Origin of the sequence: Candidatus Skiveiella danica, from assembly GCF_022705245.1 — a bacterium.
GTDB classification, from domain to species: domain Bacteria; phylum Pseudomonadota; class Gammaproteobacteria; order Burkholderiales; family Burkholderiaceae_C; genus Skiveiella; species Skiveiella danica.
The window spans coordinates 57320-75400 of record NZ_JAKJEW010000010.1 but is presented as its reverse complement, the minus strand read 5'-3'; the positions used below and the strand labels follow the sequence as shown (position 1 = coordinate 75400).

Below are 18081 nucleotides of genomic sequence, written 5' to 3'. Positions count from 1 at the left end.
CTCAGGCAGGCGGCCCGGCATCCGGCAGCAGCTGGCGAACCACCGCGCGGTCGAACTCGCGCGTGGCCTCGTCCAGCTCTTCGTAGGCCACCAGGTTGTTGTGGCGCCGTCGGGCCCAGTCGTATTGCGGGCTGTAGCTCCAGCCGGCCATCAGAAGATCGGCCATCCAGCGCCGGTGCTCGGCCCGGGCCAGCAGTTCGACCGTCTGTGCCGAGTTGCCCAGTTGTTCGAGCGCCCGTCGCTTGACCGGCTCGTGTTCCACCTGGCGCCGGTTCGACGCCTTGACCATCTCGTCGAGCTCATCCCAGGGGAACTGGGTCGGCTTGTTGCGCAGCGGCCGGCCCGCCGCCTCGATCTTCGCCAGGTAGGCCTCGTGGCGCTGACGCGCATCGCGATCAATGGCGTCACCGAGCAGATAGGCCCCGGAGCAGACGCTGTAGCGGTCGAAGGTGGCAAAACCCAGGGCCTCGGCGGTGTTGTCCACACCGACGGCGCCCATCACTTCCGAGTGCGGCGGCATGCACACCACCACCTGGGGCCGGCGCGGCCAGCCGCGGGTCAGGCGCGAAAGGTGCAGGCCCGCGGCCAGCGCGTCGATGTCGCGCTCCAGCGTGACGAAGGCCAGAGCCAGGGTCGGCAGGCTGGCGGCTCCGTCGGTTGCCTGTCCGGTGCGCTCGGTCAGCCGCGAGGGCGACAGGTGCGGCAGCGAAACATCCTGCGCGCGCACCTCCAGCAGCGTCGAGAGGGCCGGGTACTCGGCCGTCAGCTGCACCAGCGCCTGCGAAGCCAGCGGATCCAGCAGTGTGACCACCGGGCGCTGCGGCTGGGCGTAGTGGGCCTGCAGTGCCAGGTTGACGACGATGGCGCGCGCCAGGGCATCGGCGCCGACCACCAGCACATGCAGGCGCTCGGTCCCCGCCTCATGCAGGGGCGCCACGCGGTCCGGCGCCCATTCGGTCAGCAGCACGCGCGCAGCCACGTCCACCACGTCGAGCACGCGCCCGTCGAAATGGCGGTCCTGTTGGCGGTAGTGCGGCGCCTCGCTGGCGATCTGGCGCAGGCTGCGGTCGGCCACATGCACGTAGCAGCGCAACGGGGCGCGGCGGCGCCGGCGCTCGCTGGCCTGGCGCGCGGCCAGCGCAACCCGCAGGTTGGCGGCATCACTGTCGGTCAGGCACACCAGCGCATCGGCGCGTTGCAGGCCCGCCTGGTGCAGCACGTCGGCGGACCGGCCGTCGCCCGGCAGCACAGCCACCCCTGCGGCGCGCAGCGCGGGCACAGCGCCATGGTTCTCATTGAGCTCGATCACCGCCACGCGGTGGCCCGCCTCGCGCAGGCTGAGGGCCAGCCGTGACGCCTTCTCCCCCAGGCCGACAATGACCACGTGATTGCGGTAGAAGAATCGCAGCCACAGTCGGTCGGCGCTCAGGTCCAGCACCTTGAAGTACGCGTACAGGGCTGCCAGCGCCGCGCCCCCCTTGCCCAGGTAGCCCGCCAGCGCCAGCAGGCCGGCCTCGGGCGGCTCGCCGGTCTTGCCGCCAAAGCCGAACTCATAGATCGAGCGTGCCGCCTCCATGGACCACAGGGGCAGCCCTGCGGCCAGCACATGCCAGACCACGGCCACCACCCACGCCACGGCGGCCGCCACCAGCAAGAGCGGCGCAATCAACTTCTCGCGGGCCTTGACCCAGGGCACCAGCCTCATGAAACCGCCTTCGCCTTGTTTGTTTGACAGACAGCGATTATCGGCAGGCCCGCAGGCACACCGGGCGCCGGTGCACAATCCGCGCTGCCCCGCCGCCTGCCCTGCGCGTTCCCCCGCCTTTCAAAGTAGACCGAACCCATGCTCCACCCCATGAACGACGGCACGCTCGACGTGCTGATCCTCGGCCCGATGGGCGCCGGCGTCGCCGCCTCCGAACAGAACTGCGTGCGCCTGAAGGCCGCAGTGGAGAGCCTGCTGGGGCACGCAGAATTCACCGAGCGGCTGCGCGCCTGTGGCTACCAGCGCTTCAACGTCACCGCGCCCGAGCACCTCCAGGGCAACCGCATCGCCAACGAGGTGTTTCGTGAACTGGACAAGGCCGATCTGGTGGTGCTGGACCTCTCGTCGCGCCCCGGCACCACGGCGCCCTCGCCCAATGTGATGTACGAACTCGCGCTGGTGCACGCGCTGGGCCTGCCCTTCATGCTGATCAGCAGCACCATGGATCCGGCGCCGTTCTACGTTGCCCACGACCGGGTACGCCATGCGGCCTACGACAAGCTTGACGCCACCGCGGCCGAGTTGTACGGCCCCTTCGCGGCCTACCTGGATCCGAAGAATCGACAGAACTTCGCCGACAACGCGGTGTCCAGCTATTACGACGGCGCCGCCATCATCGACATCTCGGCCGCGGCCGGGCTGGCGGCAGGCTACTACGACAACTTCGTGCACCGCGTGCTGCGCGAGGGCAACGGCTACCTGGCGCGCTCCGGCGGTCGGTTCAAGCGGCTGATCACCGTGCTGCCCGCCGACCTGGACACCACGGCACAACAGCAGATCGAGGACGTGGAGGCCCTCGTCACCTCGCTTGGCCTGCAGCTCGAATCGACCGAGCTGAAGCTCGCCGACTCCGACATCCGTGGCCTGGCCGTGCGCCACGTCGGATCGCTGCTGATCGATGTGCCCAGCACGGTCTTTGCGTTGCGCCGTTCACCACGGCTGCTCAAGCACCTGCAGGCTTCGCGCGACGGCTTCGAGGACGATCCCGGTGACGCTGAACGCAAGACGCACCAGCGCCTGCTGCGCCAGTTCCGCCAGAGCCTGCTGGATCACCTGCGCCGGGACCGTGCGCTCACACCGATCCGCGACAAGGCGTTCGAGTGTGTGGGGGTGGCCGACCTGGCCGAGCGATTGCGCCAGCCGCTGGCCTGAGTTGGAACCCCGATTCCTGCGGGGCGGCCCTGGCAGCGCTCATGCAGGCCTGGCAGGGCGCTGCAGGTCCAGCACGATGTCCCGCGTCGCGAACTCCGGCTGAACGGCCGCGTCACGGAAGCCGAGCTCGGTGGCCAGTTCCAGCATCCGGGCGTTCTCGCGCAGCACCGTCGCCACCAGTTGCTGCGTGCCATTGGCGCGCAGGTAGGTGATGAGCTTATCCATCAGTAATCGACCCAGGCCCGTGCCCTTGAGTTCCGAGCGCACGATGATGCCGAACTCCGCGCTGAGGTTGTCAGGGTCGGCCATGGCGCGGGCCACACCCAGGGTCTGCGGTGCGCCGTCCGGGCCGGGTGCCACCGCGATGAAGGCCATTTCTCGCGTGTAGTCGATCTGCGTCAGCCGTGCCAGTTCACTGCGCTCCATCGTCCTGCGGCTGTAGAACACCCGCATGCGGACGTCGTCCGGATCCAGACTGGTCAGGAACTCGACATGGCGGGCTTCGTCTTCCGGCCGGATCGGCCGCAGCTCCAGCGTGCGCCCCTTCCATGGGATGGTTTCGGCCAGTTCCGCCGGATAGGGCCGGATGGCGAAGTTCGCCGCGCCGGCCGGCTTGTCAGCGGACAGCCGGATCCGCGCGTCCAGCGCCAGAACCCCCTGGTGGTTGACGATCAGCGGGTTGATGTCCAGCTCGGCCAGCTCGGGCACATCGGCCAGCAGCTGCGACACGGCCATCAGCGTCGCGATCACCGCGTCCATGTTCGCCGCTGGGGTGTCCCGCCAGCCCTCAAGCAGACGCGCCACGCGGGTGCGCGACACCAGGGCGCGGGCCAGCGGCACGTTCAGTGGCGGCAGCGCCACTGCGCGGTCGGCGACCACCTCCACCGCCGTTCCGCCCTGGCCAAACAGGATGATGGGCCCGAACACCCGGTCGACGGTCGCGCCGACAATGAGTTCCTGCGCATGTTCGCGCCGCGCCATCGCCTGCACCGTGAACCCTTCAATGCGGGCCTGCGGCCGCAGACGCCGGATGCGGGCCAGCATGGTCTGCGCCGCCTCGCGCACTTCCTCCAGCGTATCCAGGCCCAGCGCCACGCCACCCAGATCAGACTTGTGCGAGATCTCGGGCGAGAGGATTTTCAGGGCCACGGGAAACCCGATCTGGCTGGCCATCGCGGCCGCCTCAACCGGATCCGCCGGCACGACGCGCGTGGCCACCACGGGGATGCGGTAGGCCTCCAGGACCGCCTTGGCCTCGGCTTCGTTGAGCATCTCGCGTCCACCGGCCAGCGCGTCGCGCACGATGGTCTTGACGGCCGCCTTGTCCGGCGCCGCCTCGGCTGACGTGCCCACAGGCAGCACCGGTGGCGCCTCCATCAGCTCGGCCTGGTTGCGGTGGAAGTTCAGCAACATGGAGAAGGCCCGCACCGCCTCCTCGGGTGTCGGATAGTCGGCAATGCCGGTTCCCTTGAAGATCTGCCGCGCGGCCTCCACGCCGTGGCCGCCCAGCCAGCAGCCCATGAGCCACGCCGTCGTGCTTTGGGGCAACGCCGACAACGCGGTGGCGATCTCGGCGCTCGGCACGATGGCCGTGGGCGCGTGGATGAACAGCACCGCTGCGCCGTTCGGGTCGTTGTGCAGGATCTGCAGTGCCTCTCCATAGCGCTTGACGGGCGCATCGCCAATGATGTCGACCGGGTTGCCGTGCGACCAGTTGGCCGGCAGCACCGCGTCCAGCTGTGCCAGCGTGGGGGCGCCCAGTTCGGTCAGAGGCACGTTGACCTGGGCGGCCGCGTCGGCGGCCATCACACCGGCGCCGCCACCATTGGTGAGGATGGTGAGCGACTCACTGCGGTTGGTGCGAAAGCGCGCCAGCGTCTCCGCCGCCAGGAACAGCTCCTGCAGGCTGTTCACGCGCAGCATGCCGGCACGCGCAATGGCGGCGTCATACACCGCATCGGACCCGGCCAGGGCGCCAGTGTGCGAGGCCGCTGCCTTCTGACCCTGCGCCGATCGGCCGCTCTTGATGACGATGACGGGCTTGTTGCGTGCCGCCGCGCGCGCGGCCGACATGAACTTGCGCGGCGACTCGATCGACTCGACGTAGAGCAGGATCGCGCGCGTGCGCGCGTCGGTGGCCAGATAGTCGAGCATGTCGCCGAAATCCACGTCGGCATGCTCGCCGAGCGACACGAAATGCGAAAACCCGATGCGCTGGGCATCGGCCCAGTCCAGCATGGCCGTCACCAGGGCGCCCGATTGCGACACAAAGGCCAGTTCGCCGGGCTGGGCGTTGATGTGCGCGAAGCTCGCGTTCAGGCCGATGTGCGGCGCCAGCAGGCCGATGCAATTGGGGCCCAGCAGGCGCAGCAGGCGCGGCCTTGCGGCGTCCAGCATGTCCTGCCTCTGGGCGGGCGTCATGCCGGCGCTCAGCACCACGGCCGCCCGCGTGCCTTTCGCGGCCAGTTCAGTGATCAGGCCCGCCACGGTGGCCGGCGGAGTGCAGATGACCGCCAGTTCGGGCGCACCCGGCAAATCGGCGACGCGGGCATGGCAGGGCCGTCCATCGAGCGATGCATGCTTCGGGTTGACCGCGTAGAGCGGCCCCTTGAAACCGCCACGCGTGAGGTTGCGCCAGACCGTGGCGCCCACGCTGGCGGGCCGGGTGGAGGCGCCGATCACCGCGACGGAGGCAGGGTCGAACAGGGAATCGAGGTTGCGGACACTCATGGAAAGACCTGTCGCTGATTGAGAGGAGGGTTTACCCTAGATTACCCGCATTTTGTGACGATCCTGCAGGCCAGGGACAGCCAGATTAGGCCGGACGGCCGGAAAACGTTCTGTGCGATGGCCCACCGCCGCGATGCCGTATCGAGCCACAGCGCCGATCCGGATCGGTGGGGACTGTGGCCGGACACGACAGGCCCGGGCCCGGGCCCGACCCCTCAGCGGATGTCCTCGATCGCGTGCCGTTTGTCCGGCACCTGTGGCGTGATCAGCGCATAGCCGCGGTTCTGCCAGTGCACCAGCTCGGTCATCGCCGACGGGGTGATCTCGATGAAGGGCTGCATGTCGGCATCCGTGTACCCATAGTCCTGCAGCGCCAGGCCACAGACCTTGAACTTGACGCCCTGGGATGCGTAATAGCGCATGCGCTGTACCAGCTCCTCGTATTTCGCCTCGTTCTTGCGCGCCACGGTGACGAGTTCGGTGCCGTGCAACAGCACGATGATGCTCATGTCTTCAGGAAACAGGCTGTAGGGCGCCTCAGTGAGCGGATTGACCAGCGAGCGCACCCAGTACAGCGCCGCGCCCATCTTGGCGGGATGGTCGAGGTACACGTCGACAATGGCCTTGGGATTGGCATAGGGTGTCTGGACCCGGGTGCCCTGGGCGAGCACCGGATGCGCCGCGCCAATGGCCATGATCAGTGCGAAAAAAAAGCCCCGGATCGATCGCGGCATCCGGATCGGCCGATGCGCCTGGATGCCCGCCCGCGTGCAGAAAAAGCCGCTCATGAAAAGCCTCCGTACTTTGGAAGCAGCAGTGTAGGGCCATGCAAAATACCCGGCATGCAGGAATACGACATCGCCGTCATCGGCGGCGGCATTGCCGGCGCGTCCGTGGCCTGGCGCCTGGCCGGCCAGCGCCGCGTGGTGCTCATCGAGCGTGAAAGCCAGTGCGGCTACCACACCACCGGCCGCTCCGCGGCGCTTTTCATGGAAAGCTACGGCCCGCCGGGCGTGCGCGCGCTCACCCGCGCCAGCCGCACCTTCTTCGAGCAACCGCCGGCCGGATTTGCCGAGGTGCCGCTGCTCGGGCCCCGCGGCGTGCTGCACCTGGCCTTCGAAGGTCAGGAAGCGGACCTGGCACGCGCCCGCACCGAGCTCGCGCCGGGCTGCCCGCAACTGCAGGTGCTCGATGCCGCCGCGGCCCTGGCGCTGGCGCCCTGCCTGCGCCGCGACCGCGTGATCGGCGCCCTGCTCGACCCCGAAGCCCAGGACATGGACGTGGACGCGATCCACCAGGGTTTCCTGCGCGGGTTCCGACAGGGCGGCGGCATGTTGCGCACCGGCAGCGGTGTCGCCCGGGCCGAGCGCACCGGCGCGCTCTGGCGCCTGACGCTGGAAGACGGTTCGACGCTCTCGGCCGCGACCGTGGTCAATGCCGCGGGCGCCTGGGCCGATACCGTGGCGCAGGTGTTCGGCGTTGCACCGGTGGGCATCGTGCCGATGCGCCGCAGTGCCTTCACCTTTGACGCCGGAGCGGGCCATGACAGCACGGCCTGGCCCGCCCTGGTGGCGATCGATGAAAGTTGGTACATCAAGCCCGGTCACGGGCAGCTGCTCGGTTCACCCGCCAACGCCGACCCGACCACGCCGCACGATGTGGTGCCGGAAGAAATCGACATTGCCACCGGCATCTGGCGCATCGAGGAAGCCACCACGCTCACGATCCGCCGGCCCACCAGCGCCTGGGCGGGCCTGCGTTCGTTCGTGCCGGACGGCGAACTGGTGATCGGTTTCGACGACGCGGTGCCGGGCTTCTTTTGGCTCGCCGGTCAGGGCGGCTATGGCATCCAGAGCGCCGCCGGATCCAGCGCGCTGGCCGATGCGCTGTTGCGCGACGCGCCACTGCCCGAAGCGTTGCGCCAACACGGCGTGGACCCCGCCGCCTCGGCGCCCACACGCCTGCGCTGAACGCCTGCCATCCGTTGTGACGCGCCCGTCACCGCGCCGCAAACAAATCGCACACCCGCTGGCGCAACCACTGTTGCCCGGGGTCGGCTTCGAAGCGCCGGCTCCAGTGCAATGACACGGTGAAGTCGCGCAGCGGAAAGTCCGGCTCGATGATCTCCAGCCCGCCATGCACCACAAAGCCCTGGGCGATGCTGCGCGGCATCAGCACGCCCAGGTCGCTGGCACGCACAATCGCCGGCAGTGACAGGAAATGGGCCACGGTCAGACGCAGCCGGCCCTCCAGTTGCAGCAACTGCAGGATGCGCAAGGTGTCGGAGTGCGTGCGCACGGCGGCGAAGTCCAGACCGGCGAGCGCCTCAAGACCCTCCGACGCGCTGCGCACGCCCCTGGAACCCTGGCGTCCTGCCGAAGTCCGCCACTGTGCCGCGAACGGATGGCCTTCGCGCAGCAGCACGATGTAGCGGTCGGACAGCAAGGACAAACGCTGCGTATCCGCGACGATGGGCAGGTAGCCGATGGCGATATCGATGCGACCGCTGTCGAGCGCGGCCGCGATCTCGTCGTGCGGCAGTGGCGCGGCCTCCAGCCTCGTACCGGGCGCCTCGCGCCGAAGCGTGGCCATCAGTTCGGGCAGGAAACGCGACTCGCCAATGTCGCTGAGGTGCATCCGGAAGGTCTTGCGCGCCTGCAACGGGTCGAACACCTCCGACTCGTTCAGGGCTTCTTCCAGCGTGGCCAGCGCGCTCTGCACGGCCTGCGCCAGGCGCTCGGCGCGCGGCGTGGGGGCCACGCCCCCGCCCGAGCGCACAAACAACGCATCGCCCAGCAAGGCGCGCAGCCGCGCCAGGCCCTGGCTCGCGGCGGGCTGCGACAGGTCCAGCGTCTCCGCCGCGCGGCTCACACTTCGCATGCGCCAGACGGCATCAAAGAGGCGCAACAGGTTGAGGTCCAGGTCTTTGATATTCATTCAGTGCATGTCACTTATCCAGTTCATTGTATTGATGGATAGACTGACTGGCCGGACACTCGGCGGCACAACGAGGAGCGTCGAGTGGAAGTTTCATTCAGCAAGGAAATCGAATCTCTGCGCCTGGGCGACGGCGAGACCTTTCACGGTGAGGGCATCCTGGCGATCACCAAGGGCTTGCTGCAGTCGGGCGTGGCCTATGTGGGCGGCTACCAGGGCGCGCCGGTGTCGCACCTGATGGACGTGCTGGTGCAGGCCAAGGGCTTCATGGACGAACTTGGCGTGCATGTGGAGGCGTGTTCCAACGAGGCCTCGGCCGCCGCGATGCTGGGCGCCTCGATCCATTACCCGCTGCGCGGCGCGGTAACGTGGAAGTCCATCGTCGGCACCAACGTGGCGGCCGATGCGCTCTCCAACCTGTCGTCGCCCGGCGTGAAGGGCGGCGTGCTGGTGGTGGTGGGCGAGGACTACGGCGAAGGCGCCAGCGTGATCCAGGAGCGCACGCACGCCTACGCGCTGAAGTCCGGCATGATTTTGCTGGACCCGCGCCCCGACCTGGGCCGGATGGTGGACCTGGTCGAGCACGGCTTCGCACTCAGCGAGGCCAGTAACATGCCCGCGCTGATGGAGCTGCGCATCCGCGCCTGCCACGTGCGCGGCGGCTTCACGGCGCGCGACAACCGCGCACCCGCCATCTCCACCCGCGCCCTGATGGACGACCCAGCCGCCTTTGACTATTCGCGCCTGGCGCACCCGCCCGTCACTTTCCGCCACGAGAAGCTGAAGTACGAGGACCGCATCCCCGCTGCGCGCCGCTACATCGTCGAACATGGCCTCAACGAACTGCTGCCCGGCCGGCACGACGACCTGGGCCTGATCGTGCAGGGGGGCCTCACGAACACGCTGGTGCGCGCGCTGCAGCAGTTCGGCCTGGCCGATGCGTTTGGCGAACTCGACATCCCGACGCTGGTGCTCAACGTGACCAGCCCGCTGGTGCCCGACCAGATCGCAAACTTCTGCATCGGCAAGCGCGCCGTGCTGGTGCTGGAAGAAGGGCAGCCCGAGTACATCGAGCAGGAAATCGCCACCCTGCTGCGCCGGCGCGACATCCAGACGCCCCTGCACGGCAAGGACTTGCTGCCCATGGGCGGCGAGTACACCGTGGAAGTGATCGCCGCGGGCCTGGCCGCCTGGCTGAACAAAGTGCTGCCGCAGTTCGACACCGCATCGGTGCAGGCCTGGCTGGACGGCAACCGCACACGCCGCGCCGAGGTGGCGAAAAGCCTGCCCGCGCCGCTCCCCGCCCGCCCGCCGGGTTTTTGCATCGGCTGTCCGGAGCGCCCGGTGTTCTCGGCCATCAAGCTGGCGCAGGAAACGGTCGGCCCACTGCATGTGGCGGCCGACATCGGCTGCCACGCCTTCGCCACCTTCGAGCCCTTTTCCACCGGCCACACCATCCTGGGCTATGGCATGAGCCTGGCCAGCCGCGCGGGGGTGTCGCCGCACATGAGCCGACGGGTGTTGTCCATCATGGGCGACGGCGGCTTCTGGCACAACGGGCTGCTGACCGGCGTGCAGAGCGCGCTGTTCAACGGCGACGACGCGGTGCTGCTGATCTTCAAGAACGGCTACACCTCGGCCACCGGCACCCAGGACATCCTCAACACGCCCGACGACGAGACCAAGGAGCACGCCAGCGACAAGGCGTTGAGCCTGGTGCATACCAACCAGACCATCGAGAACGCGCTCAAGGGCCTGGGCGTGCAATGGCAACGCGTCGTCAACACCTACGACGTCGCGAAGATGCGCGCCACGCTGACGGAGGCCTTCACCAGCGACTTCAACGGCCTGAAGGTGATCGTCGCCGAGGGGGAATGCCAGCTCGAGCGCCAGCGCCGCATCAAGCCCTGGATCGCCGGGCTGCTGAAAAAGGGCCAGCGCGTGGTGCGCGTGAAGTATGGCGTGGACGAGGACGTGTGCAACGGCGACCACGCCTGCATCCGGCTCTCGGGCTGCCCGACGCTGACGCTCAAGGACAACCCCGATCCGTTGAAGGTGGACCCGGTGGCCACGGTGATCGACGGCTGCGTGGGCTGCGGCCTGTGCGGCGAAAACGCGCACGCCGCCACGCTGTGCCCTTCTTTCTATCGGGCAGAGGTCATCCAGAACCCACGATGGCACGAACGATTACTGCACGGCTTCCGTCGCGCCGTCGTCCGCACCCTGCAGACATGACCCGCACCATGAACCAATCCAAGCAACCCATCTCCATCCTGCTGTGCGCGCTGGGCGGCGAAGGCGGCGGCGTGCTGGCCGAATGGCTGGCCGATAGCGCCAGGCGCGCCGGCTACCCGGCGCAGGCGACCTCCATCCCTGGCGTGGCGCAGCGCACGGGGGCCACCACCTATTACCTGGAATTCTTCCCCGTACCGCTGACGGAGCTGGCCGGCAAACGCCCGGTCTTCGGCCTGAACCCGCTACCGGGCCGGCTCGACCTGCTGGTCTCCAGCGAACTTCTGGAGACCGCGCGGCAGATCGGCAACGGGCTGGCCTCCAGCACCCACACCCGGGTGATCACCTCGTCATCGCGCACGCTGACCACCGCAGAAAAAATGCAGATCGGCGACGGGCGGCAGGATGACACTGCGCTGCTGTCCCTCGTGCGCCAGCACAGCCAGCAGCACCACGTGCTGGACATGGCGCAGCTCACCCGCGAGGCGGGCACGGTGGTCAGCGCGGTGATGCTCGGCTGTATCGCGGCCAGCGGTGTTTTGCCGTTCGGGCGGGAGGTGTTTGAAGGCGTGGTGACTGGCGAGTCCGGCACTCAGCCGGGCAAGGCGGCCCAGGCCAGCCTGCGCGGCTTTGCGTTTGGCTTCGAGGCCGTTTTGCGCCAGCGTGAGCAGACCCGCAGGGTCGAAGAGTTGCTATCAACCGATGAGCAAACTGTGACAGATCCACGCTGGGAAGATGCAAAAGAAGCTTCAAATTCTCAGGAAAAGGCCTTGGCCAGCTTCCCGGCGCCGCTGCGCGAGCGCATCGCCCTCGGCCTGGCGCGAACCACCGACTACCAGGACGCCGCCTACGGCCAGCTTTACCTGCAGCGCCTGCAGGCGGTGCTGACCACCGAGCAGCAGGCCGACCCGGCCGGGGCCAGCGGCTACGCCACCACCCACGAAGTGGCACGCTGGCTGGCGCTGTGGATGGCGTTTGACGACATCGTGCGCGTGGCCGACCTCAAGAGCCGCGCCAGCCGCTGGAGCCGCGTGGTGGGAGAGGTCAAGGCCACAGAGGGCGACCTGCTCAGGCTCTACGACCACTTCAAGCCCGGCGTACCCGAGTTCGCCGCGCTGCTGCCGCCGCGCTGGGCGGTGCGCCTGCAGCGCTGGGACCGCGCCCGCGTGATGCGCGGCCAGTTGCCCTGGGCCCTGCCGCTGAAGATCGGCACGCACAGCGTGGGCGGCATGCTGGCCTTGCGGGTGCTGGCCGCGTGCCGGCGCCTGCGCCCGATGGGCAGCCGCTACGCCAACGAACAGGCGCTGATCCAGCAATGGCTCGACGCCGTGGCTCTGGGCCTGCGCACCCACGCGGCGCTGGGTCATGAAATTGCCCTGTGCGGCCGGTTGATCAAGGGCTATGGCAGCACCAACGAGCGTGGCAAGGACAACTTGCTGCACGTGCTGCAGCACCTGGCCGTCTCCCCCTCGCTGCCCGACCCGGCGGACCGCGCCCGCGCCATTGCCGCGGCCCGCACCGCCGCGCTGCAGGACGAGGCCGGCACCCAGTTCGACGCCGCCCTGCGCGAGCACGGCGCTCCGGCGCGCGCGCTGCGCGAACAACCCATCCGCTGGATGCGCAAACCGCGCAGCACGGTGCAATGAAGCAGCCCATCCCCCGCCACCTTTCGAGGGCTCACCCCGCTGCCCCGTTCGGATGCATCGTGCCCCGCCAGCCGCCGGGCAAGCCCCGCAAACCCGCTTTTTTCATCAAAAATCACCGAGGAGACACCCATGCCAACCACATATGAAAGAAATCAGCCACTTCCCAGCGTCGGATGGTCACGATCAGCTACGCTATTGGTAGCATCCTGCCTGGCACTCGCGGCCCAAGCCCAGACCGCCTGGCCCTCCAAACCCGTCAAGCTGGTCGTTGCCTTCCCGCCCGGCGGCGTGGCCGACGTGATGGCGCGCGTGGTGAGCCAACCGCTGTCTGAGGCGCTCGGCCAGCCCGTCATCATCGAGAACCGCGCCGGCGCCAACGGCAATGTGGCGGCCGACACGGCGGCCAAGGCGCCGGCGGACGGGTACACCCTGCTGGTCAGCACCACCGGCATCGAGTCGGTCAACCCCTTCCTGTTCGCGAAAATGCCCTATGACCCGGGCAAGGACCTGGCCCATGTGGCCGCTCTGGGCCGCATCCAGCTGTTCCTGGTCACCAAGCCGTCTCTGCCGGTCAAGGACACGAAGGAATTCGTGGCCTTTGCCAAGGCGAGCCCCGGCAAGCTCTCCTACGGCTCGGCCGGCGCTGGCAGCACGCCGCATCTGGCCGGGGAGTTGTTCAAGCAGCAGGCCGGTTTCTACGCCACGCACATTCCCTACCGCGGTGCCGCCCCCGCACTGCAGGACCTGCTGGCCAGCCAGCTCGACTACTACTTTGACCCGGGCATCTCGTTCCCGCATGTGCGCACCGGCAAGCTGAAGATGCTGGCCGTGGCCAGCAACAAACGCTCGGCGCTGTTCCCCGATGTGCCGACGCTGGGCGAAGTGGGCTACAAGGGTGTGGAGGCCGACACCTGGTTCGGTGTCTACGCGCCGGCCGGCACGCCCGCCGACGTGATTGCCCGGCTGAACCGCGACATCAACAAGGCGCTGGCGGTGGCCAGCGTCAAGGCGCGCTTCCTGGACGTGGGCGGCGAAGCCACGCCGATGAGCCCGGCCGAGTTCAAGGCCATCGCACAGGCCGAGACGAAAGTGTTCAGCGCGCTCATCAAGGAGCGCGGCATCAAGATGGAGTGAACGCGCGCGAAATTGCGCGGCGGCAGTGGACCGGACTCAAACGCCCGCGAGGGAACGCAAGCCGCCCGGATCGACCAGGTTGACAATGCGGCCCGACCCGCTGATCAGGCTGCGCTCGCGCAAATGCCGCAGCACCCTTGAGAGCGTTTCAGGCGCAATGCCCAGTTGCGCGGCGATCAACCGTTTGCGCTGGCGCAGCATCACGGCCATAGAGCCGGCCTCGCCCGCAGGCTCGGCATGGCGCAACAGCCACTCGGCGCAACGCGCTTCGGCATCCTTGGCCAGGCGGCTCACGGCCAACTCGGTCTGTTGCCGGTGCGCTTGCGCGACGTCATGCAACACCGCCAGCGCAGACGGTGGCAGGGTGTCGAGGCTCGCCTGAAAGGCGGCCAGCGGGACCCTGCGCAGGGTGACCGCTGTCTCGGCGACTCCGTCGACCGCACTGGGCAGACCCAGAACCGCCGCCGTAGCCTCAAGCCAGAACGGACCTTCGACCACCCCGAGCTGATGAACCAGCAGGTCGCCTTCCATCAGGCCCAACGCCACGCGACCGGTATCCACATGCAGAACCTCCCCCATCGCCACGGAACGCCGCAATACCGGCGTTCCCGGCGCAAGGGTCTGGACCTCGGCACAAGTATCAAATGAATTGAGCGGCAACATAGTGGAGTCGACTGTGCCGTGCTAAATCCGCTCCAGCATTGACCGAAATCAAACCAGACACAGATCAAGAGCGGCTTTTCGGTCGTTCAAGGTCAAACCTTGACCTGGATCGGGGTGGCCCAGGCGCGGTTCGGGCCTGCGTCCGCTCGCCGCGTGCCCAGCCCCTCGCGGCGTGATGCCGATCGGCTATTCTTTTGGCACTCCAACCCGATTGCCTCCCATGCCGACCTTGTTGATCCGCAATGCCCGCTGCGTGGCCACCTTCGACGATGCCCGGCGCGAACTCGCGGATGCGTCGGTCTTCATCCGCGACACTCTGATCGAGGCCATCGGCCCTGCCGCTGCGCTGCCGCAGGCGGCCGACGAGGTGATTGACGCGCGCGGCCATCTGGTGACGCCGGGTCTGGTGAACACGCACCACCATATGTACCAGTCGTTGACGCGCGCGATTCCCGGCGTGCAGGACGCCGAGCTGTTCAGCTGGCTGCGCGGGCTGTACCCGATCTGGGCGGGCCTGACCCCCGAGATGGTGCAGGTCAGCACCCAGGTGGCGATGGCCGAGCTGCTGCTGTCGGGCTGCACCACCAGCAGCGACCACCTCTACATCTACCCCAACGGTGTGCGGCTGGACGACAGCATCGAGGCCGCGCAGCAGATCGGCATGCGCTTCGTCGCCACGCGCGGCAGCATGAGCGTAGGCCAGAGCGGCGGCGGCCTGCCGCCCGACCGGGTGGTGGAAGACGAAGAGGCCATCCTGAAAGACACCCACCGGCTGATTGAGACGTACCACGACGCCCGCCATGGCGCGATGATCAATGTGGCGGTGGCACCCTGCTCGCCGTTTTCCGTGAGCCGCGACCTGATGCGCGAGTCCGCCCGTCTGGCCCGCGCCTACGGGGTGCGCCTGCACACGCACCTGGCCGAGAACGACCACGACATCGCCTACAGCCGCGAAAAATTCAACCGCACCCCCACCGAATACGCGCAGGACCTGGGTTGGCTGGGGCCGGACGTGTGGCACGCGCATTGCGTGAAGCTTGACGACGCCGGCATCAGCCTGTTTGCCGCCAGCCGCACCGGCGTGGCGCATTGCCCCTGCAGCAACATGCGGCTGGCATCGGGCATCGCTCCCATCCGGCGCATGGTGGACGCCGGCGTGCCTGTCGGGCTGGGCGTGGACGGCAGCGCCAGCAACGATGCCGCCCACATGGTGAACGAGGCGCGGCAGGCCATGCTGCTGGCCCGCGTGGGCCGCGCACTGCAGCCGCCGGAGGTTCGCATCGGTGCCGACGGCGAGCGCCGCAGCTTCTTCGGCTGCGACCTGGGCCCGGCGGAAATGACGGTGCGCGACGCACTGGCGCTGGCCACACGGGGCGGCGCGCAGGTGCTGGGCAGATCCGACATCGGCCACCTGGCGCCGGGGATGTGCGCCGATCTGGCGCTGTTCGACCTTCGCACCCTGGGCTTTGCCGGTGGTGCGGTGCACGATCCCGTGGGCGCCCTGCTGCTGTGTGCCAGCCCTCAGGCCGCCTGGACCGTGGTCAATGGGCGGGTGGTGGTACGCGAAGGGCGACTCGCCACGCTGGAACTGGAACCTCTCGTGGAACGGCACAACCGGCTGGCCCGGAAATTGGCTGGCTTGCAGCCCGCCTGAAACACTCCTCAAGTCCGCTTGGGCTGCCCGGGCGAATCCTTGCGTCGTCGCAGACCCAGGCGCGCGGCGGCCAGGTCGTTGTGCGTCAGCGCGGACGAGCATCCTGGCGTCCGGGTTTCATGATCCATGTCAATTACACCGCATGAAATGCTGCACCGCAATACAACAAGGACTACGATGACGGCCATCAACCCAACGCGTGCAGCGAGTGCCGCAGAAAAGCCCACAAGGCGTTTCCTTCAAAGGAGTTAACACATGGACATCCTTCTTCAGATCACCATCATCCTGGTCTGCCTGTTCTACGGCGCCCGCAAGGGCGGCGTGGCGCTCGGACTGCTGGGGGGCGTCGGCCTGATCATCCTGGCCTTCGTATTCAAGCTGCCCCCGGGCAAACCGCCCGTCGACGTGATGCTCACCATCATCGCTGTGGTCGCAGCTTCGGCCACGCTGCAGGCATCCGGCGGCCTGGAGGTCTTGTTGCTGGGAGCCGAGAAGCTCCTGCGCCGCAATCCCAAGTACGTCTCGATCCTCGCCCCGTTCGTGACCTGCATCCTGACCATGTTGTGCGGCACCGGACACGTCGTCTACACCATGCTGCCCATCATTTACGACATCGCCATCAAGAACAACATCCGGCCCGAGCGTCCAATGGCGGCCGCCTCAGTGGCCAGCCAGATGGGCATCCTGGCCAGCCCGGTCTCTGTGGCCGTGGTCTCGCTGGTTGCTTTCCTGGCCAAGGCACCAGTGGACGGGCAAGTGATCGACTTCATCGGGGTGCTGTCCATCACCATCCCCGCAACCCTGACCGGCGTGCTGGCCATCGGCATCTTCAGCTGGTTTCGCGGCAAGGACCTCGACAAGGATGAAGCCTTCCAGGCCCTGATCGCCGATCCGGAAAAGCGCGCAATCGTCTACGGCGAAACCGGCCCGTCGGCGTCGTTGCTGGGCAAGTCGCTGACCGCCAGTCAATGGACGGCGATGTGGATTTTCATCGGCGCGATTGCCGTCGTGGCCCTGCTCGGCGCTTTTCAGTCGCTGCGCCCGGTGATGGGCGGCAAGCCCATGTCCATGGTGCTGACCATCCAGATGTTCATGCTGATGGCCGGCGCGCTGATCATCATGTTCACCAAGACCGACCCATCCACAATCGGCAAGACCGAAGTGTTTCGCGCCGGCATGATTGCCGTGGTCGCCGTGTTTGGTATCGCCTGGATGGCCGACACCGTGTTCGAGGCGCACCTGCCCATCCTCAAGGCCACCCTGACGGAACTGGTCAAGACCCAGCCCTGGACTTTCGCCATTGCCCTGCTGCTGGTGTCCAAGCTGGTCAACTCGCAGGCGGCGGCCATCAGCGCCATGGTGCCGGTCGGCCTGGCCATCGGCGTGCCCCCGGCCTACATCGTGGCCTTCGCCGCGGCCTCCTATGGCTACTACATCCTGCCCACCTACCCGAGCGACCTGGCGGCCATCCAGTTCGACCGCTCCGGCACCACGCACATCGGCAAGTTCGTGATCAACCACAGCTTCATCGTGCCCGGTCTGCTGGGTGTGTCCACCTCCTGCCTGGTGGGCTATCTGCTCGTCTCGTCGCGCGGGATGATCTGATGCGCTGAGAAGCCTTCCCCCTGATCAAACAGGCTCCGGACACGGGGCCTGTGCAGTTTTCAGGGGCGCGCCTCGCCGGGCGGCTCCTCGCGCATGAGCGCCAGAGCCAGTCGAATGCCCAGCACGGCATTGGCCACGGCAAAGCCGGCGACCATCAGCGCCGCCAGCGGAACCAGATCGTAGGAACGCGCAACCCAGGCCAGCGCCGTGGACAGCAGGTTGAGAACGACCATCAACCAGAACCTTGGATTGCGTGGCTGAAAGAGCCTCGACAGTTTCATGCCGCGGACCCCAGGCCATGGTTTGCGCCCGGCGCCGATTCTGAAGACGATTTCCTGCCCATCGAACAACTCCTGTCGAGACCTTGAACCTGTTGCCGGGGAATGCTCACCCCGCCGCGCCCTGCCAGAAGCCGATGCGCCGTCCGCAAGGGATTGGCATTGTCACGCATGCGCTCAATCCACGACCACCAACGGCTTCCATGAATCAGGGTTTGCCCTTGTTTAAGGTGCTCCCCCAACCATCCAGGACGCGAACCCACTATGCTGGCGGCTTTTGCCTTT

The 18081-nt window shown here is 67.7% G+C and carries 13 protein-coding genes; 7 read left to right on the top strand and 6 right to left on the bottom strand.

Annotated elements, in window-relative coordinates:
- Nucleotide 1 precedes the first annotated feature (1 nt).
- Nucleotides 2-1705, bottom strand: a complete 1704-nt coding sequence (locus ACMUOY_RS07815) for an NAD-binding protein (protein WP_413892142.1) — start codon at nt 1703-1705, stop codon at nt 2-4.
- Nucleotides 1706-1843: 138 nt separating this feature from the next.
- On the opposite strand from ACMUOY_RS07815, the gene ACMUOY_RS07810 reads away from it, so the two are divergent.
- Nucleotides 1844-2917, top strand: coding sequence for an STING domain-containing protein (locus ACMUOY_RS07810; RefSeq protein WP_413892141.1), 1074 nt, complete (start codon nt 1844-1846; stop codon nt 2915-2917).
- Nucleotides 2918-2956: 39 nt separating this feature from the next.
- On the opposite strand, the gene ACMUOY_RS07805 is transcribed toward ACMUOY_RS07810, so the two are convergent.
- Together ACMUOY_RS07805 and ACMUOY_RS07800 are read right to left on the bottom strand one after the other, a co-directional pair.
- Nucleotides 2957-5647 carry a GNAT family N-acetyltransferase gene (locus ACMUOY_RS07805; RefSeq protein WP_413892140.1) on the bottom strand — a complete coding sequence of 897 codons (2691 nt, stop codon included), beginning with the start codon at nt 5645-5647 and terminating at the stop codon, nt 2957-2959.
- Nucleotides 5648-5862: 215 nt separating this feature from the next.
- Complete coding sequence (locus tag ACMUOY_RS07800; protein ID WP_413892139.1) at nt 5863-6435, bottom strand: DsrE family protein; 573 nt, start codon at nt 6433-6435, stop codon at nt 5863-5865.
- 54 nt (nt 6436-6489) lie between these two features.
- Here ACMUOY_RS07800 and ACMUOY_RS07795 point away from each other — a divergent pair, with 54 nt between their 5' ends.
- The gene (locus tag ACMUOY_RS07795; protein WP_413892138.1) at nt 6490-7617 is read left to right on the top strand and encodes an NAD(P)/FAD-dependent oxidoreductase; all 1128 of its coding nucleotides are present in this window, start codon (nt 6490-6492) and stop codon (nt 7615-7617) included.
- A gap of 28 nt (nt 7618-7645) precedes the next feature.
- Here the strand turns inward: ACMUOY_RS07795 and ACMUOY_RS07790 are convergent, their stop codons facing one another.
- Nucleotides 7646-8584 (bottom strand): LysR family transcriptional regulator, encoded by a 939-nt coding sequence (locus ACMUOY_RS07790; RefSeq protein WP_413892137.1) that lies wholly within the window; start codon nt 8582-8584, stop codon nt 7646-7648.
- Between the two features lie 84 nt (nt 8585-8668).
- On the opposite strand from ACMUOY_RS07790, the gene ACMUOY_RS07785 reads away from it, so the two are divergent.
- The 3 genes from ACMUOY_RS07785 (at nt 8669) to ACMUOY_RS07775 (ending at nt 13596) form a co-directional block, all read left to right on the top strand.
- The gene (locus tag ACMUOY_RS07785; RefSeq protein WP_413892136.1) at nt 8669-10819 is read left to right on the top strand and encodes a thiamine pyrophosphate-dependent enzyme; all 2151 of its coding nucleotides are present in this window, start codon (nt 8669-8671) and stop codon (nt 10817-10819) included.
- Between the two features lie 8 nt (nt 10820-10827).
- Nucleotides 10828-12462: an indolepyruvate oxidoreductase subunit beta family protein gene (locus tag ACMUOY_RS07780; protein ID WP_413892135.1), complete on the top strand. Its 1635-nt coding sequence runs from the start codon at nt 10828-10830 to the stop codon at nt 12460-12462.
- A 129-nt stretch (nt 12463-12591) separates the two neighbouring features.
- A complete protein-coding gene (locus ACMUOY_RS07775) occupies nt 12592-13596 on the top strand; it encodes a Bug family tripartite tricarboxylate transporter substrate binding protein (RefSeq protein WP_413892134.1) in 1005 nt (334 codons plus the stop codon).
- Nucleotides 13597-13632: 36 nt separating this feature from the next.
- Here the strand turns inward: ACMUOY_RS07775 and ACMUOY_RS07770 are convergent, their stop codons facing one another.
- On the bottom strand, nt 13633-14259 hold the full coding sequence (locus ACMUOY_RS07770) for a Crp/Fnr family transcriptional regulator (RefSeq protein WP_413892133.1): 627 nt from the start codon (nt 14257-14259) through the stop codon (nt 13633-13635).
- Nucleotides 14260-14479: 220 nt separating this feature from the next.
- Here ACMUOY_RS07770 and ACMUOY_RS07765 point away from each other — a divergent pair, with 220 nt between their 5' ends.
- Nucleotides 14480-15913, top strand: a complete 1434-nt coding sequence (locus ACMUOY_RS07765) for an amidohydrolase family protein (RefSeq protein WP_413892132.1) — start codon at nt 14480-14482, stop codon at nt 15911-15913.
- A gap of 255 nt (nt 15914-16168) precedes the next feature.
- The gene (locus ACMUOY_RS07760; RefSeq protein WP_413892131.1) at nt 16169-17518 is read left to right on the top strand and encodes an anaerobic C4-dicarboxylate transporter; all 1350 of its coding nucleotides are present in this window, start codon (nt 16169-16171) and stop codon (nt 17516-17518) included.
- Between the two features lie 59 nt (nt 17519-17577).
- Here the strand turns inward: ACMUOY_RS07760 and ACMUOY_RS07755 are convergent, their stop codons facing one another.
- Nucleotides 17578-17751: a hypothetical protein gene (locus tag ACMUOY_RS07755; RefSeq protein ID WP_413892130.1), complete on the bottom strand. Its 174-nt coding sequence runs from the start codon at nt 17749-17751 to the stop codon at nt 17578-17580.
- Nucleotides 17752-18081: the final 330 nt, after the last annotated feature.